At 71.3% G+C, this 15,285-nt stretch carries 13 protein-coding genes; 6 read left to right on the top strand and 7 right to left on the bottom strand.

What is annotated here, in order from left to right:
* A complete protein-coding gene (locus RSP_RS13480) occupies positions 1 to 756 on the bottom strand; it encodes a DUF599 domain-containing protein (RefSeq protein ID WP_009563067.1) in 756 nt (251 codons plus the stop codon).
* Positions 757 to 837: 81 nt separating this feature from the next.
* On the opposite strand from RSP_RS13480, the gene RSP_RS13475 reads away from it, so the two are divergent.
* The 5 genes from RSP_RS13475 (at position 838) to RSP_RS13455 (ending at position 6,349) form a co-directional block, all read left to right on the top strand.
* A complete protein-coding gene (locus tag RSP_RS13475) occupies positions 838 to 2,271 on the top strand; it encodes an FAD-linked oxidase C-terminal domain-containing protein (RefSeq protein ID WP_011338664.1) in 1,434 nt (477 codons plus the stop codon).
* 64 nt (positions 2,272 to 2,335) lie between these two features.
* Positions 2,336 to 3,412, top strand: coding sequence for an FAD-binding protein (locus tag RSP_RS13470; protein WP_011338663.1), 1,077 nt, complete (start codon positions 2,336 to 2,338; stop codon positions 3,410 to 3,412).
* Between the two features lie 12 nt (positions 3,413 to 3,424).
* Positions 3,425 to 4,726: a glycolate oxidase subunit GlcF gene (gene glcF / locus RSP_RS13465; RefSeq protein WP_011338662.1), complete on the top strand. Its 1,302-nt coding sequence runs from the start codon at positions 3,425 to 3,427 to the stop codon at positions 4,724 to 4,726.
* Between the two features lie 51 nt (positions 4,727 to 4,777).
* A complete protein-coding gene (locus RSP_RS13460) occupies positions 4,778 to 5,578 on the top strand; it encodes a trypsin-like serine peptidase (protein WP_017139975.1) in 801 nt (266 codons plus the stop codon).
* 294 nt (positions 5,579 to 5,872) lie between these two features.
* Positions 5,873 to 6,349 (top strand): Hsp20 family protein, encoded by a 477-nt coding sequence (locus tag RSP_RS13455; protein ID WP_011338660.1) that lies wholly within the window; start codon positions 5,873 to 5,875, stop codon positions 6,347 to 6,349.
* A gap of 252 nt (positions 6,350 to 6,601) precedes the next feature.
* Here the strand turns inward: RSP_RS13455 and RSP_RS13450 are convergent, their stop codons facing one another.
* The 4 genes from RSP_RS13450 to RSP_RS13435 all read right to left on the bottom strand — a co-directional run bounded on the left by RSP_RS13450 (position 6,602) and on the right by RSP_RS13435 (position 11,953).
* Positions 6,602 to 8,557 (bottom strand): vWA domain-containing protein, encoded by a 1,956-nt coding sequence (locus tag RSP_RS13450; RefSeq protein WP_011338659.1) that lies wholly within the window; start codon positions 8,555 to 8,557, stop codon positions 6,602 to 6,604.
* The gene (locus RSP_RS13445; RefSeq protein ID WP_002721332.1) at positions 8,554 to 9,093 is read right to left on the bottom strand and encodes an RNA polymerase sigma factor; all 540 of its coding nucleotides are present in this window, start codon (positions 9,091 to 9,093) and stop codon (positions 8,554 to 8,556) included. Before RSP_RS13445 ends, RSP_RS13450 begins: the two co-directional genes overlap by 4 nt.
* A gap of 42 nt (positions 9,094 to 9,135) precedes the next feature.
* Positions 9,136 to 10,410, bottom strand: a complete 1,275-nt coding sequence (locus tag RSP_RS13440) for a hemolysin family protein (RefSeq protein ID WP_011338658.1) — start codon at positions 10,408 to 10,410, stop codon at positions 9,136 to 9,138.
* Between the two features lie 64 nt (positions 10,411 to 10,474).
* Complete coding sequence (locus RSP_RS13435; protein ID WP_017139973.1) at positions 10,475 to 11,953, bottom strand: NAD-dependent succinate-semialdehyde dehydrogenase; 1,479 nt, start codon at positions 11,951 to 11,953, stop codon at positions 10,475 to 10,477.
* Positions 11,954 to 12,039: 86 nt separating this feature from the next.
* On the opposite strand from RSP_RS13435, the gene RSP_RS13430 reads away from it, so the two are divergent.
* Positions 12,040 to 12,894, top strand: coding sequence for an alpha/beta hydrolase (locus tag RSP_RS13430; RefSeq protein WP_011338656.1), 855 nt, complete (start codon positions 12,040 to 12,042; stop codon positions 12,892 to 12,894).
* Here RSP_RS13430 and RSP_RS13425 read toward each other — a convergent pair.
* Both RSP_RS13425 and RSP_RS13420 read right to left on the bottom strand, forming a co-directional pair.
* Entirely contained in the window at positions 12,881 to 13,204 is a 324-nt protein-coding gene (locus RSP_RS13425) for a hypothetical protein (RefSeq protein WP_002721328.1), read from the bottom strand. The genes RSP_RS13430 and RSP_RS13425 overlap by 14 nt on opposite strands.
* Before the next feature lie 119 nt (positions 13,205 to 13,323).
* Entirely contained in the window at positions 13,324 to 15,282 is a 1,959-nt protein-coding gene (locus RSP_RS13420) for an OmpA family protein (RefSeq protein ID WP_011338655.1), read from the bottom strand.
* Positions 15,283 to 15,285 lie beyond the last annotated feature (3 nt).

The raw sequence follows: 15,285 nt of genomic DNA, 5'->3' as shown, positions 1-15,285 counted from the left end.
TCAGCCGCCCTTGCCGGTCGAAGGCGGCGGGCCGAACCCCACGGGATAGAGAAGCCGCGGGTCGATCCGGCTCGTGTCGAGGATCGCCGCGCGGGTGCCCGAGTTGAATTCGGCCCGCAGGATGGCGAAGCTCGTGGCGAGGGTGGTGAGGATCAGGGCCACCGGCCCCAGCAGCCAGCCGAGTGCCGCAAGGGCGAAGAAGACCGCACGGAGCCCGCTGTTGAAATTGCGGGCGGCGTTGATGTTCACCTCGGCCGCCTGCGCCGCCAGCGGATAGGCGCGGGGATCCTCGGGTGCATTGGGCACCGCCGCCATCAGGATCGCGCAATAGCCGAAGACGCGGTGCGCCCAGACGAACTTCAGGAAGGCGTTGGCGACGATGAAGAGGACGAGGATCACCCGCAGCTCGAGCCGCACCGTGTCGGTGGGCAGCGTCAGGTCCTCCACCAGCGTCTCGAGCCGGTCCTGATTGCCGATCAGGGCCATGCCGCCGCCGATGGCGATCATCGAGCCCGAGGCGAAGAAGGCGGTGCCCCGCCGCAGGCTGTCGATCACGCTCGCGTCGAAGATCCGCGGCGAGCGGCTCACCATCTCGCGCATCCAGGCGCGGCGATGCTCCTTCATCAGCCAGGAGACCGACGGCCGGTGCGCCGGAGGATGTTCGCAGAAATGCCCGGTGCCCGCCCAGGCGAGGAGCAGGAGCACCACGGCGAGGAGGTCGAGCGGCATCAGGACGGCGGGCAGGTGGCTCAGCATGCGGGCACGATAATGCAAGGAGGCGCTGTTGCCATGGGGCAAAATTGGTTATAAAAGCTGACCGCGCGAGGGAGGATCGCCATGCTCATGCCGCCACCGGACAAGGCTGTCCTGGCCCGCAAGGCCCGCATCGTCGAGCGGCTCCTGGCCGTGCTGCCGGCCGATGCCGTCATCCATGACGAGGCCGAGACCCGCGCCTACGAATGCGACGCGCTGACCGCCTATCGCTGCCCGCCGCTTGCGGCGGTGCTGCCGCGCTCCACGGCCGAAGTCTCCGCCGTCCTGCGGATCTGCCACGAGGAGCGGGTGCCGGTGGTGCCGCGCGGCTCGGGCACCTCGCTGGCCGGAGGCGCGCTGCCCACCGCGGATTGCGTGATTCTGGGCGTGGCCCGGATGAACCGGGTGCTCGAGACCGACTATGCCAACCGGTTCATCCGGGTCGAGACCGGGCGGACGAACCTCTCGGTGACGGGCGCGGTCGAGGTGGACGGCTTCTTCTATGCGCCCGATCCCTCGAGCCAGCTCGCCTGCGCCATCGCGGGCAATATCGCCATGAACTCGGGCGGGGCCCATTGCCTGAAATACGGTGTGACGACCAACAATCTGCTGGGCGTCACCATGGTGCTGATGGACGGGACCGTGGTCGAGATCGGCGGGGCGCATCTCGACGCGCCGGGCCTCGATCTTCTGGGCGTGATCTGCGGCTCGGAGGGGCAGCTCGGCGTCGTGACCGAGGCCACGCTGCGCATCCTGCCCAAGCCCGAGGGGGCGCGACCGGTGCTGATGGGCTTCGGCTCGAACGAGGTGGCTGGCGCCTGCGTGTCGGACATCATCCGTGCGGGTATCCTGCCGGTGGCGATCGAATTCATGGACCGGCCCTGCATCCGGGCGACGGAGGCCTTCGCCAAGGCGGGCTATCCCGATTGCGAGGCGCTCCTCATCGTCGAGGTGGAGGGCTCGCCTGCCGAGATCGACGACCAGCTGGCCCGGATCCTCGAGATCGCGCGGCGGCACGATCCGGTCGAGCTGCGCGAGAGCCGCTCGGAGGAGGAGAGCCGGCGGATCTGGCTCGGGCGGAAATCGGCCTTCGGCGCGATGGGGCAGATCAACGACTACATGTGCCTCGACGGGACGATCCCGGTGACGGAGCTGCCGCGGGTGCTGCGGCGGATCGGCGAGTTGGCCGCCGAGGCGGGGCTCGAGGTGGCCAATGTCTTCCACGCGGGTGACGGCAACATGCATCCGCTGATCCTGTTCGATGCGAACCGGCCCGGCGATCTCGAACGCTGCGAGCGGCTCGGAGCCGAGATCCTGAAGCTCTGCGTCGAGGTGGGCGGCTGCCTGACCGGCGAGCATGGCGTGGGGGTGGAGAAGCGCGACCTGATGGGGGTGCAGTTCGCGCCCGCGGATCTCGAGGCGCAGATGCGGGTGAAGGATGTGTTCGATCCGCGCTGGCTGCTCAATCCGGCCAAGGTCTTTCCGTTGGATGCGAGCGGGGACCGGCGTGCCGGCTGAACCGCCGGGGGCCGTGCGCCCCCGGACCCCCGCAGGATATTTGAGCCAGAATGAAAGGGGCAGGATGCGGCCGTCGACCGAGGAGGAACTGGCGGAGATCGTGCGCGGCGCCGCTGGCCCGCTCCGGATCCGGGGCGGGGGCACGCGCGCGATCGGGCGCACCGACGGCGCGCCGCTCGAGACGGCGGGACTGGCGGGCGTGCGGCTCTACGAGCCCGGGGCGCTCACGCTGGTGGCGGGGGCGGGCAGCCCGCTCGGGGAGATCGAGGCGATGCTCGCGGCCGAAGGCCAGCGGCTGCCCTTCGAGGCGCCGGACCTGCGGGGGCTCCTCGGACGGGAGGGCGTCTCGACGCTGGGGGGCGTGGTGGCGGCCAATGGCTCGGGGCCGCGGCGCATCCAGACGGGGGCCTGCCGCGACAGTCTGATCGGCGTGCGCTTCGTCGATGGCGTGGGGCAGGTGGTGAAGAACGGCGGGCGGGTGATGAAGAATGTCACCGGTTACGATCTGGTGAAGCTGATGGCGGGCAGCCACGGCACGCTGGGCGTGCTGAGCGAGGTGGCCTTCAAGCTTCTGCCGCTGCCCGAGACGGAGCTGACCCTGGCCCTGCCGGACCTCGCGCCGGAGCGGGCGGTGGAGGCGATGGCCGCGGCGCTCGGATCGCCCTTCGATGTGTCGGGCGCGGCGCACTGGCCGGGGCGGGGGACCTTCCTGCGGATCGAGGGGTTCGAGGCCTCGGTGCGCTACCGTGCGGAGAGGCTCCGTCGGCTGCTCACGGGCTTCGGCGAGGCGGCCGAAGTGGAGAGCCCCTGGGCGGCGATCCGCGATGTGGCGCCCTTCCACGGCCGGGAGGGCGACGTCTGGCGGCTCTCGCTGAAGCCGTCGGAGGCGCCCGCCGTGGCGGCGCGGGCGGGGGGGGCGGCGCTCTTCGACTGGGGCGGCGGGCTGGTCTGGATCCTGACGGAGCCCGGCACCGACCTGCGGGCGCGGATCGCTCCCTTCGCGGGCCATGCCACGCTGGTGCGCGGGACGGCGCCGGTCGCGGCCTTCCATCCCGAGCCGCTGCCGCTCGCGGCCCTGGCCGCCGGCCTCCGCGCGAGGTTCGACCCGCGCGGCCTCTTCAACCCCGGCCTCATGGCCTGACGGGAGAGCCTCTTGCAGACGACCTTCACCGACGAGCAGCTGCAGGATCCGGGCGTCGCACGCTCGAACGAGATCCTGCGCGCCTGTGTCCATTGCGGCTTCTGCACGGCCACCTGCCCGACCTATCAGGTGCTGGGCGACGAGCTCGACAGCCCGCGCGGCCGCATCTACCTCATCAAGGACATGCTCGAGGCCGGGCGGCCCGCCGATGCCAGGACGGTGAAGCATATCGACCGCTGCCTCGGCTGCCTCGCCTGCATGACGACCTGCCCCTCGGGCGTGCATTACATGCATCTCGTCGACCACGCCCGAGATCATATCGAGAAGACCTACCGCCGCCCGCTGTTCGAGCGCCTGCTGCGCTGGACAGTGGCGCAGCTGCTGCCCTATCCGGCGCGGTTCCGCGCGGCGCTGCGGCTGGCGCAGCTGGGCCGGCCCTTCGCGGGGCTGGTGCCCGACGCGCGGCTGAAGGCCATGCTGGCGCTGGCGCCGCATCATGTGCCGAAGCCCTCGCCGAACGACCGGCCGCAGGTGTTCGAGGCGACAGGCCCGAAGCGGATGCGGGTGGCGCTGCTCACGGGCTGCGCGCAGCGGGCGCTCGACACCGACATCAACGATGCGACGATCCGGCTTCTGCGGCGGATGGGCTGCGAGGTGGTGATCCCGAAGGGCATGGGCTGCTGCGGGGCGCTCACCCATCACATGGGCCGCGCGGAGCAGAGCCACGGGCTGGCCGCGACCAACATCCGGGCGTGGATGGCGGAGAAGCGGGCGCGGGGGCTCGACGCCATCGTCATCAACACGAGCGGCTGCGGCACGACGATCAAGGATTACGGCCACATCTTCCGCAACGATCCGCTGGCGGCGGAGGCGGCCGAGGTCTCGGCGCTGGCGCTCGACGTGACCGAGCTGCTCGAACGGCTAGGCCTGCCCGAGGGCGCGCCGAAGGGCCTGCGGGTGGCTTACCATTCGGCCTGCTCGCTCCAGCACGGGCAGCGCATCCGGCAGGCGCCCAAGGAGCTTCTGGCCCGCGCGGGCTTCGAGGTGACCGAGCCCGCCGACCCGCATCTCTGCTGCGGCTCGGCCGGGACCTACAACCTGCTCCATCCCGAGATCTCGGCCGAGCTCAAGGCGCGCAAGGTGGCAACCCTCGAGGCGCGGAAGCCCGACGTGGTGTCGGCGGGCAACATCGGCTGCATCATGCAGATCGGATCGGGGATGGGCGTGCCGGTCGTCCATACGGTCGAGCTTCTGGACTGGGCGACGGGCGGCCCGAAGCCGCGCCGTCTGGAGCTCGGCAACGATCCGCCATGAAAAGGCCATGAGCCGGGCCTAGCCCGAGGGGCCATGGCTTCCGGAGCATCCATGCGCTTCCTCACGATCCTCGGGCTGATCCTCTGCCTTGCGGGGCCCGCCCCGGCGCAGGAGGCGCGGCTGAAGAGCCTCGAGACCGGGGACGACAGCCGCGGCTGGGAGGCGGTGGGCAAGATTCTCCTCGGCGACCGGGGGTTCTGCACCGGGGTGCTGATCCGGCCCGGCCTCGTGCTGACGGCGGCGCACTGCCTCTACGACAGGGAGACAGGCGCGCGGATCGAGGCCGGCGCGCTCGAGTTTCTGGCGGGCTGGCGGAACGGGCGCGCGGCGGCCTACCGGAGGGTGCGGCGGGCGCTGGCCCATCCCGACTATGTCTTTTCCGGCAGCGAACCGGCCGAGCGGGTGCGGTTCGATCTGGCCCTGCTCGAGCTCGACCGGCCGATCCGGCTGCCTTCGGTCCGGCCGTTCGGGCTGGAGCCGGGCGCCCTCTCCGGCGACCGGGTGGGCGTCGTCTCCTATGCGCAGGACCGGGCCGAGGCGCCGTCGCTGCAGGAGGTCTGCAGCGTGATCGGGCGGCTGCCGGGCGCGCTGGTCCTGTCCTGCTCGGTCGATTTCGGATCCTCGGGCGCGCCGGTCTTCATCCTGCGCAAAGGCATGCCGCGCCTCGTCTCGATCGTCTCGGCCAAGGCGGAGCTGGACGGCAGGCCGATCGCGCTGGGGACCGACATCGGCGATCCGCTCGAGGACCTTCTGGCCGAGCTCGACCATGCAGGCGGCCAGATCCGCCGGGTCGAGCCGATGGTGCGGATGGAAGGCGGCGGGGCGAAGTTCGTGCGGCCCGAGTTGCCCTAAGGGGACGCGGGCCAGCCTTGGCGGTTTCCGTGGGCCGGAGGTGCGATCCTCTGGCGAGGCGGCGCGGGACCTCTCTCTCGCCGGGCGGCTTCCAGCTTCAGTGGCGCCCCCCCCGCATATGGCGGAGGGCGGCCGTGAGGTGCTTCGGCGTCAGCCGCGCGGGGTGCCTTGGGAGGCTCTTGAAATCGCCGCGGCGCCTGCCCAGATTCTCCCTGCCGGGTGCCACAACGGGCCCGGCGTCTGGTCCGTCCCCCGGGGGGAGGACCGCACAGCATCGCTTCTTGGAGGATGACCATGCGTAGCTATGATTTCTCGCCGCTCTACCGCGCCACCGTCGGCTTCGACCGGATTGCCGACCTGATGGACCGCGTGATGACCAGCGAGGTCGCCCAGCCCACCTATCCGCCCTACAACATCGAGAAGACCGCCGAGAATGCCTATCGCATCTCGATCGCGGTGGCGGGCTTCACGCCCGACGAGCTGGCGGTCGAGGTCAAGGAGAACACGCTCCATGTCGGCGCCCGGAAGGCCGCGGACGAAGCCGAGCGGACCTATCTCCACCGCGGCATTGCCACCCGGGCCTTCGAGCGCCGCTTCGCGCTGGCCGATCATGTCCGCGTCTCCGGTGCCACGCACGAGCACGGGATGCTGCACATCGATCTGGTGCGCGAGACGCCCGAAGCGCTGAAGCCGCGCCGCATCGAGATCGCCCGCGGCGACCTCGGTGGGACCAGGTCCATCGAGGCGGTGAAGGAGCCGGTCGAGGCCTGATCTCTCTGTCGATGTCGTTCGGGGGCGCGCCGCAAGGCGCGCTCCTTTTGCTGTGTGCCTCTGCCGCCACGACCCCGCCATTCGCGAAGCGCGAAATGCACGCCCGTCGCGCGACCGCTGCCGCAGACAGGACGCGCTCGGCAGAGTGGGCTCGTGCCCCCGCGTCAACGGTGGCTTGGCCCTCCTGCTTCCTGGCTCTCCGTCGGCGGCAGGGAGGCTGCGGCGGGAGAGGCGCCCGAACGCCTTCGCCCCTCAGCGGCTGAGGCTCTCGGCCAGGCGCATCAGCTGGACGGCCTCTACCCGGTAGCCGAAGGGATCGGCCCCGCGCGCCCCGTCGGCCAAGGCGATGGCCTCGTCCCAGCCCCAGGCGCCGAGCTTGTCCGACCCGCGCAGAAGCTCGCCGAAGCCCGCGATGGCGGTGGAGAAGCGCACGTCCTCGGAGGCCTCGGTCAGCATGTCCGGGATCGGCGTGTCGATCAGGGTCGATGTGCTCTCGCCCGGCGCCTTGTAGCGCAGCCGCAGGAAGCCCAGTTCGTCGCCATGCGCGCCCTCGGGCGGTTCGGCGCCGTAGCGCAGGGGATCGGTCAGGCGCGCGGGGCTGTCCACCGGCGTGATCTCGTAGATCGCCGTCACCGCATGGCCGGCGCCGATCTCGCCCGCATCGACCCGGTCGTTGGCGAAATCCTCGCGGCGCAGGCCGCGGGTCTCGTAGCCGATGAGCCGGTATTCCGCGACGCGGGCCGGGTTCCACTCCACCTGCACCTTCACATCGTCGGCAATGGGAAAGAGCGCGCCGCTGAGCTGGTCGACCAGAACCTTCTGCGCCTCGTTCAGACTGTCGATATAGGCGGCCTGCCCGTTGCCGTTCTGCGCCAGCGCCTGCATCGTCGCATCGTCGAGATTGCCGCGCCCGAAGCCCAGCACCGAGAGATAGATGCCGGTGTCGCGCTCGTGCGCCACGAGGCGGGCCAGCTCTTCCGGGTCGCTGATCCCGAGGTTGAAGTCTCCGTCGGTGGCCAGCACCACGCGCGTGACCTCGCCCGCGCCCGCCATTTCCGAGGCCGTCCGGTAGGCGAGCGCCAGCCCCTCCTCTCCCGCGGTCGATCCGCCGGCATCGAGCCGGTCGAGGGCGGAGAGGATGGTGCTGCGCTGGTTCGCGGCCGTGGGCGCCAGCACCTCGCCCGCCGAGCCGGCATAGGTCACGATGGCCACCTGATCCTCGGGGCGCAGGCGGCCGAGCATCAGCCCGAACGACTGCTTGAGGAGCGGCAGCTTCGCCGGATCCTGCATCGAGCCCGACGTGTCGATCAGGAAGACGAGGTTCAGCGGCGGCCGGTCCTCGATGGCGGGCATCCGGCCCTGCAGCGCCACATGGACGAGCTGCGTCTCCGGGTTCCAGGGCGTCCGGGTGACGGAGAGGGTGGGGCGGAAGGGCGGCGTTCCGTTCTCCGGCGCCGGGTAATCGTACGGGAAGTAGTTGATCATCTCCTCGATCCGCACCGCCTCGCGCGGGGGAAGCTGCCCGGCCCGCAGGCTCGAGCGGAGGATCGCGTAGCTTGCCGTATCCACGTCGATCGAGAAGGTCGAGACGGGATCCTCGGCGGTCACGCGGAGCGGATTGTCGGGCGCATTCGCGAAGGCCTCGCTGTCGCCCTGCGGAAGGGCGCGCGCGGGGGCTTCGGCGGCCTGCTTCGAGAGGGCGAGATCCGGCGCGGGCGGCGCAGCCATGGGCATCGCTTCGTCGGCGGCGAAGGTCTGCGGGGCGGCGCCCTCGGCGCTCCGTGCCCGCGGTTCCGCGGGAACCGGCGCACCGGCCGTCTCGGCCCCGCCACCCGCGTCCGGCGCGGCGGCGAGGCGGGCATCCGCCTCGGGCGCGTCCGGCGCGGTCTGCGGCGGCTCGGCCAGCCGCGCGTTCGGCATCACCACGACGAGGGCGAGGCCCAGAGCCGCGACCGATCCGGTGGCGGCGAGAAGGGGGCGGGAGAAGAAGGAACCCGACATGCGGCGCACTCCGTTGAGGAACCCCGCCCCGGCCGGGCGGTCCTTCCCCTGACGCAGCCCGCTCGCCCGTCCTTGGAACCTGTCGTAATTCTCGAGCGCCAGCGCCATGGCGCGCGCCCGTGCCTCGGGATCGGGCGCTGGAGCCGCCTCGCGCGCGAGTGCCCGGCGCAGAGCCTCGAGATCGTCGTCGGTGCGGTCGTCGCTCATGCGCGGGCCTCCCGGAGAGCCATGGCCCTCAAGCGTTTCTTCACCTCCGACATGCGCCAGGCCACGGTGCCCTCGGCCAGCCCCAGAACGGCGCCGGCCTCGGCCTGCGTCATCTCCTCGCCCAGCACCAGCGCCACCGTGTCGCGCAGCTCGACCGGCAGGGCGGTCATGGCGGCGGCCAGCCATTCCTCGGCCGCGCGCGCCTCGCCGATCTCGTCCTGCCGCGCCAGTTCCCAGTCGCCCCAGCCCGCGGCCGCGCGGCTGTGCGCCGACTGCCGGCGGCGCAGGTCGTGGGACGCGTTCACCACCACGCGGTAGAGCCAAGTGGTGAAGCGCGCCTCGCCGCGCCAGCCCCGCAGCTTCATCGGCAGGGCGGCGCAGATGTCCTGCGCCAGATCCTCGGCCTCGGTGCGGCTGCCGGTCAACCGCCAGCTCAGCCCGAAGATCCGGTCGTAATGCCGTTCGACCAGCAGGGCGAAGGCCCCGCGGTCGCCCTCCGCGGCCGCCCCGGCCAGCCTTTCATCGGATGTCTCCATCTCGGGACGGTCGCTCCTGTCGATCGCTTCGCAGGCAGAAAATCAGGCCCTGCTGACAAGAACCTTGTCGATCCGGCGGTTGTCGATGTCCACCACCTCGATGCGCCAGCCCGGCACAAGGACGTGATCGCCGAGCTGCGGCAGCGCGCGCAGCTGGTTCAGCACGAGGCCCGCAACCGTCTCGTAATCGCCCGCGAGGGCCCGCGGCACGCCCAGCCGGTCGCAGAATTCGTCGACCGGCATCCAGCCCGCCACGAGGAGCGAACCATCCTCGCGCTCGACCATCTCGGGCTCTTCCTCGACCGTCTCGCGGAAGCTGCCCGCCACCGCCTCGAGGATGTCGCCGCGGCTGATGATGCCCTCGAAATGGCCGTATTCGTCGTAGACGAGGACCACATGGCTCAGCGAGGCGCGCAGGATCTCGACGACGTTCAGCGCATCGGCCTTGTCCGAAACCACGGGCGTCTCGCGCACGAGGGCCGCGAGATCGAGCGGGCGGCCTTCGGAGAGGGCCGCGAAGGCGTCGGTCAGGTAGAGCACGCCCAGCACCTCGTCCGTGGCGCGGCGGCGCACCGGCACCCGGGCGCGGCCGATCCGGCTCAGCGTCTCGGCAAGATCTTCGGCGGGCGTCTCGAGATCGAGCATCTCGACGTCGCGCCGGGGCGTCATCAGGGCGCGGGCCGAGCGGTCGGCCAGCCGCATCACGGCCGAGAGCATGGCCCGCTCCTCGGTCTCGATCACCCCCTCCTCGTGGGCCTCGGTCAGGAGCGAGCGCACCTCCTCGTCCGTCACGCGCGAGCGCGAGGCGCCGCCCTGGCCCAGCAGCGCCAGCACGAGTTTGCCGGACCGGTCGAGGAACCACACCACCGGCGCGGCCACGATCGACAGAAGCCGCATCATCGGCGCGACCTTGGCGGCCACCCCTTCGGCATTGCGCAGGGCCAGCTGCTTCGGCACCAGTTCCCCCGCGATCAGCGAGAGATAGGTGAGCAGCACGACCACGCCGCCCACGCCGAGCGTGCTGGCAAGCTTGGGCTCGATCCCTTCGGCGGCGAGGAAGCCGGCCAGCCGCGCGCCGAGCGTCGCGCCCGAGAAGGCGCCCGACAGCACGCCCACGAGGGTGATGCCGATCTGCACGGTGGAGAGGAACCGGCCCGGATCCTCGGCGAGGGAGAGGGCGGTCGCGGCCCCGCGGCTTCCGGCTTCGGCCATCGGCTTCAGCCGGGCGGGGCGGGCAGAGACGATGGCCAGCTCGGACATGGCCAGCACGCCGTTCAGCGCGATCAGGGCGAGGACGACGAGAATCTCAACGAGCATCGGAGCCCTTGGGAAAAGGAACCCTGCCCGGACGGATGCCGGGCAGGGGCGCGTCGGATCCGCCTCAGATCGAGAGGCAGATGTATTTCATCTCGAGGTAATCCTCGATCCCGTGGCGCGAGCCCTCGCGGCCGAGGCCGGATTGCTTCACGCCGCCGAAGGGGGCCACCTCGGTCGAGATGATGCCGGTATTCACGCCCACGATGCCATATTCCAGCGCCTCCTGCACGCGGGTGATGCGGCCCACGTCGCGCGCATAGAAGTAGGAGGCGAGGCCGAAGATCGTGTCGTTGGCGTAGCCCACCGCCTCATCCTCGGTTTCGAAGCGGAAGAGGGGGGCGAGCGGGCCGAAGGTCTCTTCCGTCGAAACCTTCATCTCCTGCTTCACGCCGGTCACGACCGTCGGCTCGAAGAAGGTGCCGCCGAGCGCGTGGCGCTTGCCGCCGGTCAGCACCTGACCGCCGCCGTCGAGCACGTCGCGGATATGTTCCTCGACCTTGGCCACCGCCTTCTCGTTGATGAGCGGGCCGGCCTCGGTGCCTTCGACGAGCCCGTCGCCCACCTTCAGCTTCTTCACGGCGGCGGCGAGCTTTTCGGCGAAGGCGTCATAGACGCCCGACTGGACGTAGATCCGGTTCGCGCAGACGCAGGTCTGGCCGTTGTTGCGGAACTTCGAGGCCATGGCGCCCTGCACCGCGGCGTCGAGATCGGCATCGTCGAAGACGATGAAGGGCGCGTTGCCGCCGAGCTCCATCGAGCATTTCATCACCTGATCGGCCGCCTGCCGCAGCAGGATGCGGCCCACCTCGGTCGAGCCGGTGAAGGTGAGCTTGCGGACGATCGGGTTCTCGCACATCTCCTTGCCGATGTCCGAGGAGCGGCTCGAGGTGATGACCGAGAGGATGCCCTTGGGCAGCCCGGCCCGCTCGCCCAGCACGGCGAGCGCCAGCGCCGAGAGCGGCGTCTCGGCCGCGGGGCGGGCGACGAAGCCGCAGCCCGCCGCCAGCGCGGGCCCGCATTTGCGGGTGATCATGGCGTTCGGGAAGTTCCACGGCGTAATCGAGCCCACGACGCCGATCGGCTGCTTCAGAACCGTGATGCGCTTGTCGCGCATGTGGCCGGGGATGGTCTCGCCATAGATGCGCTTGGCCTCTTCGCCGAACCACTCGATGAACGAGGCGCCGTAGGCGATCTCGCCCTTCGCCTCGGCGAGCGGCTTGCCCATCTCGGCGGTGAGGATCGCGCCGAGGTCGTCCTGGTTCGCCATCATCAGGTCGAACCACTTGCGCATGACCTGCGCGCGCTCCTTGCCGGTGCGGGCGGCCCACTCCTTCATGGCCTCCTCGGCGGCGGCGATGGCGCGCGCCGTCTCGGCCCGGCCGAGGTCGGGCACCGTGCAGATCACGTCTCCGCGGGCGGGGTTCGTCACCTCGAAGGTTGCGCCGTCGTCGGCATCGACCCACTCGCCGGCCACGAAGGCGCGGGTTTCGAGCAGCGACGGGTCCTTGAGCAGCGAGCGCAGGTCGGTGACGGAGTCGAGCATCTGATCCTCCCGGGGACAATGGATTTGCGGCTGCCCGGAGGGCCGGGCAGAGTGCATCGCACAATGGAAAGCACGGGGCGGGGGACATGTCCAGTAACGGCAGGGCGAAAGATGTCAGTGTGAGAGAAAGGGAAGAGGCGAGCCGCGCCTATGCCAATGGCGACTTCATCGAGGGCGCGGAAACCTACCCGCCGCGCTGGGAGGCGGAGGCGGCAGCCTTCCGTGCGGGGCTCGGATCCCGGGCCCGGCTGGATCTTGCCTACGGGCCGGACCCGCGGCAGCGGTTCGATCTGTTCCTGCCCGAGGGCACGCCGCGGGGCCTCGCGATCTTCTTCCATGGCGGCTACTGGATGGCCTTCGGCCGCGAGACCTGGTCGCATCTGGCGCAGGGGCCGCTGGCCCTCGGGTGGGCGGTGGCGATGCCCTCCTACCGGCTCGCCCCCGCGGCGCGCATTGCGGAGATGGTGGAGGATGCGGCCCGCGCCACTGCCGCGGCGGCGCACGAGGTGGCGGGACCCGTGGTGCTGACCGGCCACTCCGCCGGCGGCCACCTCGCGGCGCGCCTCGCCTGTGCCGAGGCGCCGGTCGCGCCCGACCTTGCCGCGCGGCTCCTGCGCTGCGTGCCGATCTCGCCCCTGTCCGAGCTGGAGCCGCTGATTCCGACCGCGATGAACGACAGGTTGCGCCTCGATCCGGCCGAGGCCGCGGCCGAGAGCCCTGCCCGCGCCGCGCGCCGTCCCTCGACCGCCGTCACCGTCCATGTGGGCGGGCAGGAGCGGCCCGCCTTCCTGTGGCAGGCGCGGCTTCTGTCGGAGGCCTGGTCCTGCCCCTGGCATGTGGAGCCGGGGCGGCACCATTTCGACGTGATCGATGCGCTGGCCGATCCGGCCTCGCGGCTGGTGACCGATCTTCTGGGGTCCGGCGCGGTCAGCCGGCCCTGATCCGGTCGATATAGTCGCGCAGTTCCTCGGATTCCGCGCGGGCCTCGCGCAGCCCGTCCATCGTGGCGCGCAGCTCGGCTTCGGTCTGCGCCAGCTGCGCGCCGAGCTCGGCCTCGCGGCTTTCGAGATAGAGCAGCGCCTGATCGCGCTGTTCCTCGGCCTCGTGGAGATGCTGGGCCAGCCGGTCCACCTCGGACATGTCGCCCGTCACGCGCGAGAAGCGGCTGACGAGCCAGTGGGCGAGCCAGCCCATGCCGAAGGCCACGAACAGGATGACAGCAGTCGCGATGATGAATTCGGTGCGGTTCATGCTCTTCTCGGTCGTTGCCCGTCAGGGGCGCGTCGGATGGTCTCTCCGGCCGGAGCCGGAGGCGGGCGGCGCTTCCGATCCGGCCCCTCGTGCGGCCGGGTCCCGGGACCGGGCCCCGGTCAGTCCTCCGCGGGACGGCGCTTCGGGCGCCGCGTCATTTCGGTCGGCGCCGCCGAGGGTTCGTCGTCCGCGGCGGCCTCCGCGCCGTCGGACGGCGTGGCTTCCGCCGTTTCCTCCACGACCGGAGCCGCGTCGTCAACCGGATTGCCGTCCTCGCCCAGCAACGTGAACTCGATCCGGCGGTTGGCCTCGCGGCCCTCCTCCTTGCCGTTGTCGGCGATCGGGCGCTCTTCGCCGTAGCCCACGGCCTTCATCCGGCCCACGTCCACGCGCCGGCCCTGCAGCGCGAGAAGCACCGCCTCGGCCCGGGCCTGACTCAGGGCCTTGTTGCCGCCCTCGCTGCCCTGGCTGTCGGTATGGCCCGAGATCTCGAGCGGCATGGCCTTGCAGACCTTGAACACCTCGGCCAGCCCGTCGAGCGTGCCCCGCGCGCTCTGGTCGATCTCGGCCGAGCCCGGCTCGAAGGTGATCTTCTGCCCGGCGAGCACGCGGCGGATGCGGGACATGCATTCCTGCGCGGTGGGCAGCGCGGCCTCGGGGTCGAACTTCTTGTCGTAGACGATGTCCACCTTGAAGCTGCGGCCCTGGCCCAGCCGCGCCGACAGCACCTGCGAGATGCGGCCGCTGGCCTGTTTCGAGCCGGTGACGCCCGTCACCTCGACCGTGTCGGCCCGCACCAGAAGCTCGCCCGAATGCAGCTGCGCCAGCGACTCGAGCCCCGCGAGGACCCGGGTGGGCCAGCCCTCGGGCAGTTCGCCGTCGAGCCGCGTCGCGCTGCGCACCTTGCTCGCGCCGAACTGGGCGCGGGCAAAACTGTCCACCGCCTTGCGCGTCAGCTCGTCGGTCACGCGCCCCGACAGCTCGACCCGGCCCTGATCTGACAGGGTGGCGCGGAACTCGGCCGGGCCCTCGGCCACCGCCTGCGGGGCAGGGGGCAGCGTCGCCTCGAGCGAGAAGACCTTGGGCAGCGCCGCCTCGAGCGCGCCCACCGCCCGGTCGAACTGGGCGCGCGGCGTGCCCGGCTTGCCCTCGAGCGTCACGTCGGCGTCCGAGAAGGTCACGCTGCCTGCGCCGAGCTCGGCCACGGTCCGCACGCCCGCCTCGGCGGCCTCGGCCCAGCGGGGCGAGGGCACGCCCAGCCCGATGGTGCAGGTGGTCTCCTCGGTCACGCCGGCCGCGGTGCCGGCCGCGAGGATCCGGTCGCGCGCCCGCGTCGTGTCGGCCGAACAGGCGTCGAAGCGCGCACCCTCCTCGTCCATCACGAAGCGCAGCGTGAAGGGCGTGAGCACGGGCCGCGGCGCCGAGATGTTCATGACGAGCTCCAGCCCCTCTGGCGCGAGCCGCAAAAGCTGCCCCTCGAGCTTGCGCTTCTCGTCCTCGCTGTTCGAGATGGCCGTGATCGAGACCCGGTCGGCATCGACCGAGATCTTGGATTGCGGCAGGAGGCGCAGGGCCTCGAGCCCGAAGGCGAGCGCCGAGGACCAGCCCTCGGGCGTCGGGAAATCGGCAGTCTCCAGCATGTCGGCCACCTGAAGCCCGGTGCCGAGGCCGCGCGCGGCATTGGCCAGATCCTCGGTGCCGCCCGCCTCGGGCAGCAGGCCGATCAGCGACACGCCGTCGTCGTTGCGCAGCATCTCGACCGAGAAGCGCGGCGCCTCGATCTCGCGCACGGGCGTCACCTCGAGCGCGTCGCGCAGCCGCGTGGCATCGACGGCCCCCCCCGCGAGGTTCACCGCGCGGAAGCGCGTGGCCTCGTTCGGGGCGGTGCCGCGCAGCCAGACCTGCAGCCCGTCGGCATGGACCTCGACGAAGGTGAGGCCCGCGGCGGTGAGCCGCGACTGCACGGCCTCGACGGATCGGTTCTCGATCACGGTCGCGGCCACGGAGGCCCCCACCACGGCAAGCGCCGCGGCCGTGACGAAGGCGGCGGAGGCAAGGAGGCTCGGTTTCAGGCGCATGGC

The sequence above is a fragment of the Cereibacter sphaeroides 2.4.1 genome (assembly GCF_000012905.2).
Classification (GTDB): Bacteria; Pseudomonadota; Alphaproteobacteria; order Rhodobacterales; family Rhodobacteraceae; genus Cereibacter_A; species Cereibacter_A sphaeroides.
This window is presented reverse-complemented; position numbering and strand designations above follow the sequence as displayed.

Excerpts from the sequence above, each read along its gene's own strand:
- RSP_RS13480 (WP_009563067.1), bottom strand. The coding sequence starts at position 756 with ATGCTGAGCCACCTGCCCGCCGTCCTGATGCCGCTCGACCTCCTCGCC.
- RSP_RS13475 (WP_011338664.1), top strand. The coding sequence starts at position 838 with ATGCTCATGCCGCCACCGGACAAGGCTGTCCTGGCCCGCAAGGCCCGC.
- RSP_RS13470 (WP_011338663.1), top strand. The coding sequence starts at position 2,336 with ATGCGGCCGTCGACCGAGGAGGAACTGGCGGAGATCGTGCGCGGCGCC.
- RSP_RS13460 (WP_017139975.1), top strand. The coding sequence starts at position 4,778 with ATGCGCTTCCTCACGATCCTCGGGCTGATCCTCTGCCTTGCGGGGCCC.
- RSP_RS13455 (WP_011338660.1), top strand. The coding sequence starts at position 5,873 with ATGCGTAGCTATGATTTCTCGCCGCTCTACCGCGCCACCGTCGGCTTC.
- RSP_RS13450 (WP_011338659.1), bottom strand. The coding sequence starts at position 8,557 with ATGAGCGACGACCGCACCGACGACGATCTCGAGGCTCTGCGCCGGGCA.
- RSP_RS13445 (WP_002721332.1), bottom strand. The coding sequence starts at position 9,093 with ATGGAGACATCCGATGAAAGGCTGGCCGGGGCGGCCGCGGAGGGCGAC.
- RSP_RS13440 (WP_011338658.1), bottom strand. The coding sequence starts at position 10,410 with ATGCTCGTTGAGATTCTCGTCGTCCTCGCCCTGATCGCGCTGAACGGC.
- RSP_RS13435 (WP_017139973.1), bottom strand. The coding sequence starts at position 11,953 with ATGCTCGACTCCGTCACCGACCTGCGCTCGCTGCTCAAGGACCCGTCG.
- RSP_RS13430 (WP_011338656.1), top strand. The coding sequence starts at position 12,040 with ATGTCCAGTAACGGCAGGGCGAAAGATGTCAGTGTGAGAGAAAGGGAA.
- RSP_RS13425 (WP_002721328.1), bottom strand. The coding sequence starts at position 13,204 with ATGAACCGCACCGAATTCATCATCGCGACTGCTGTCATCCTGTTCGTG.
- RSP_RS13420 (WP_011338655.1), bottom strand. The coding sequence starts at position 15,282 with ATGCGCCTGAAACCGAGCCTCCTTGCCTCCGCCGCCTTCGTCACGGCC.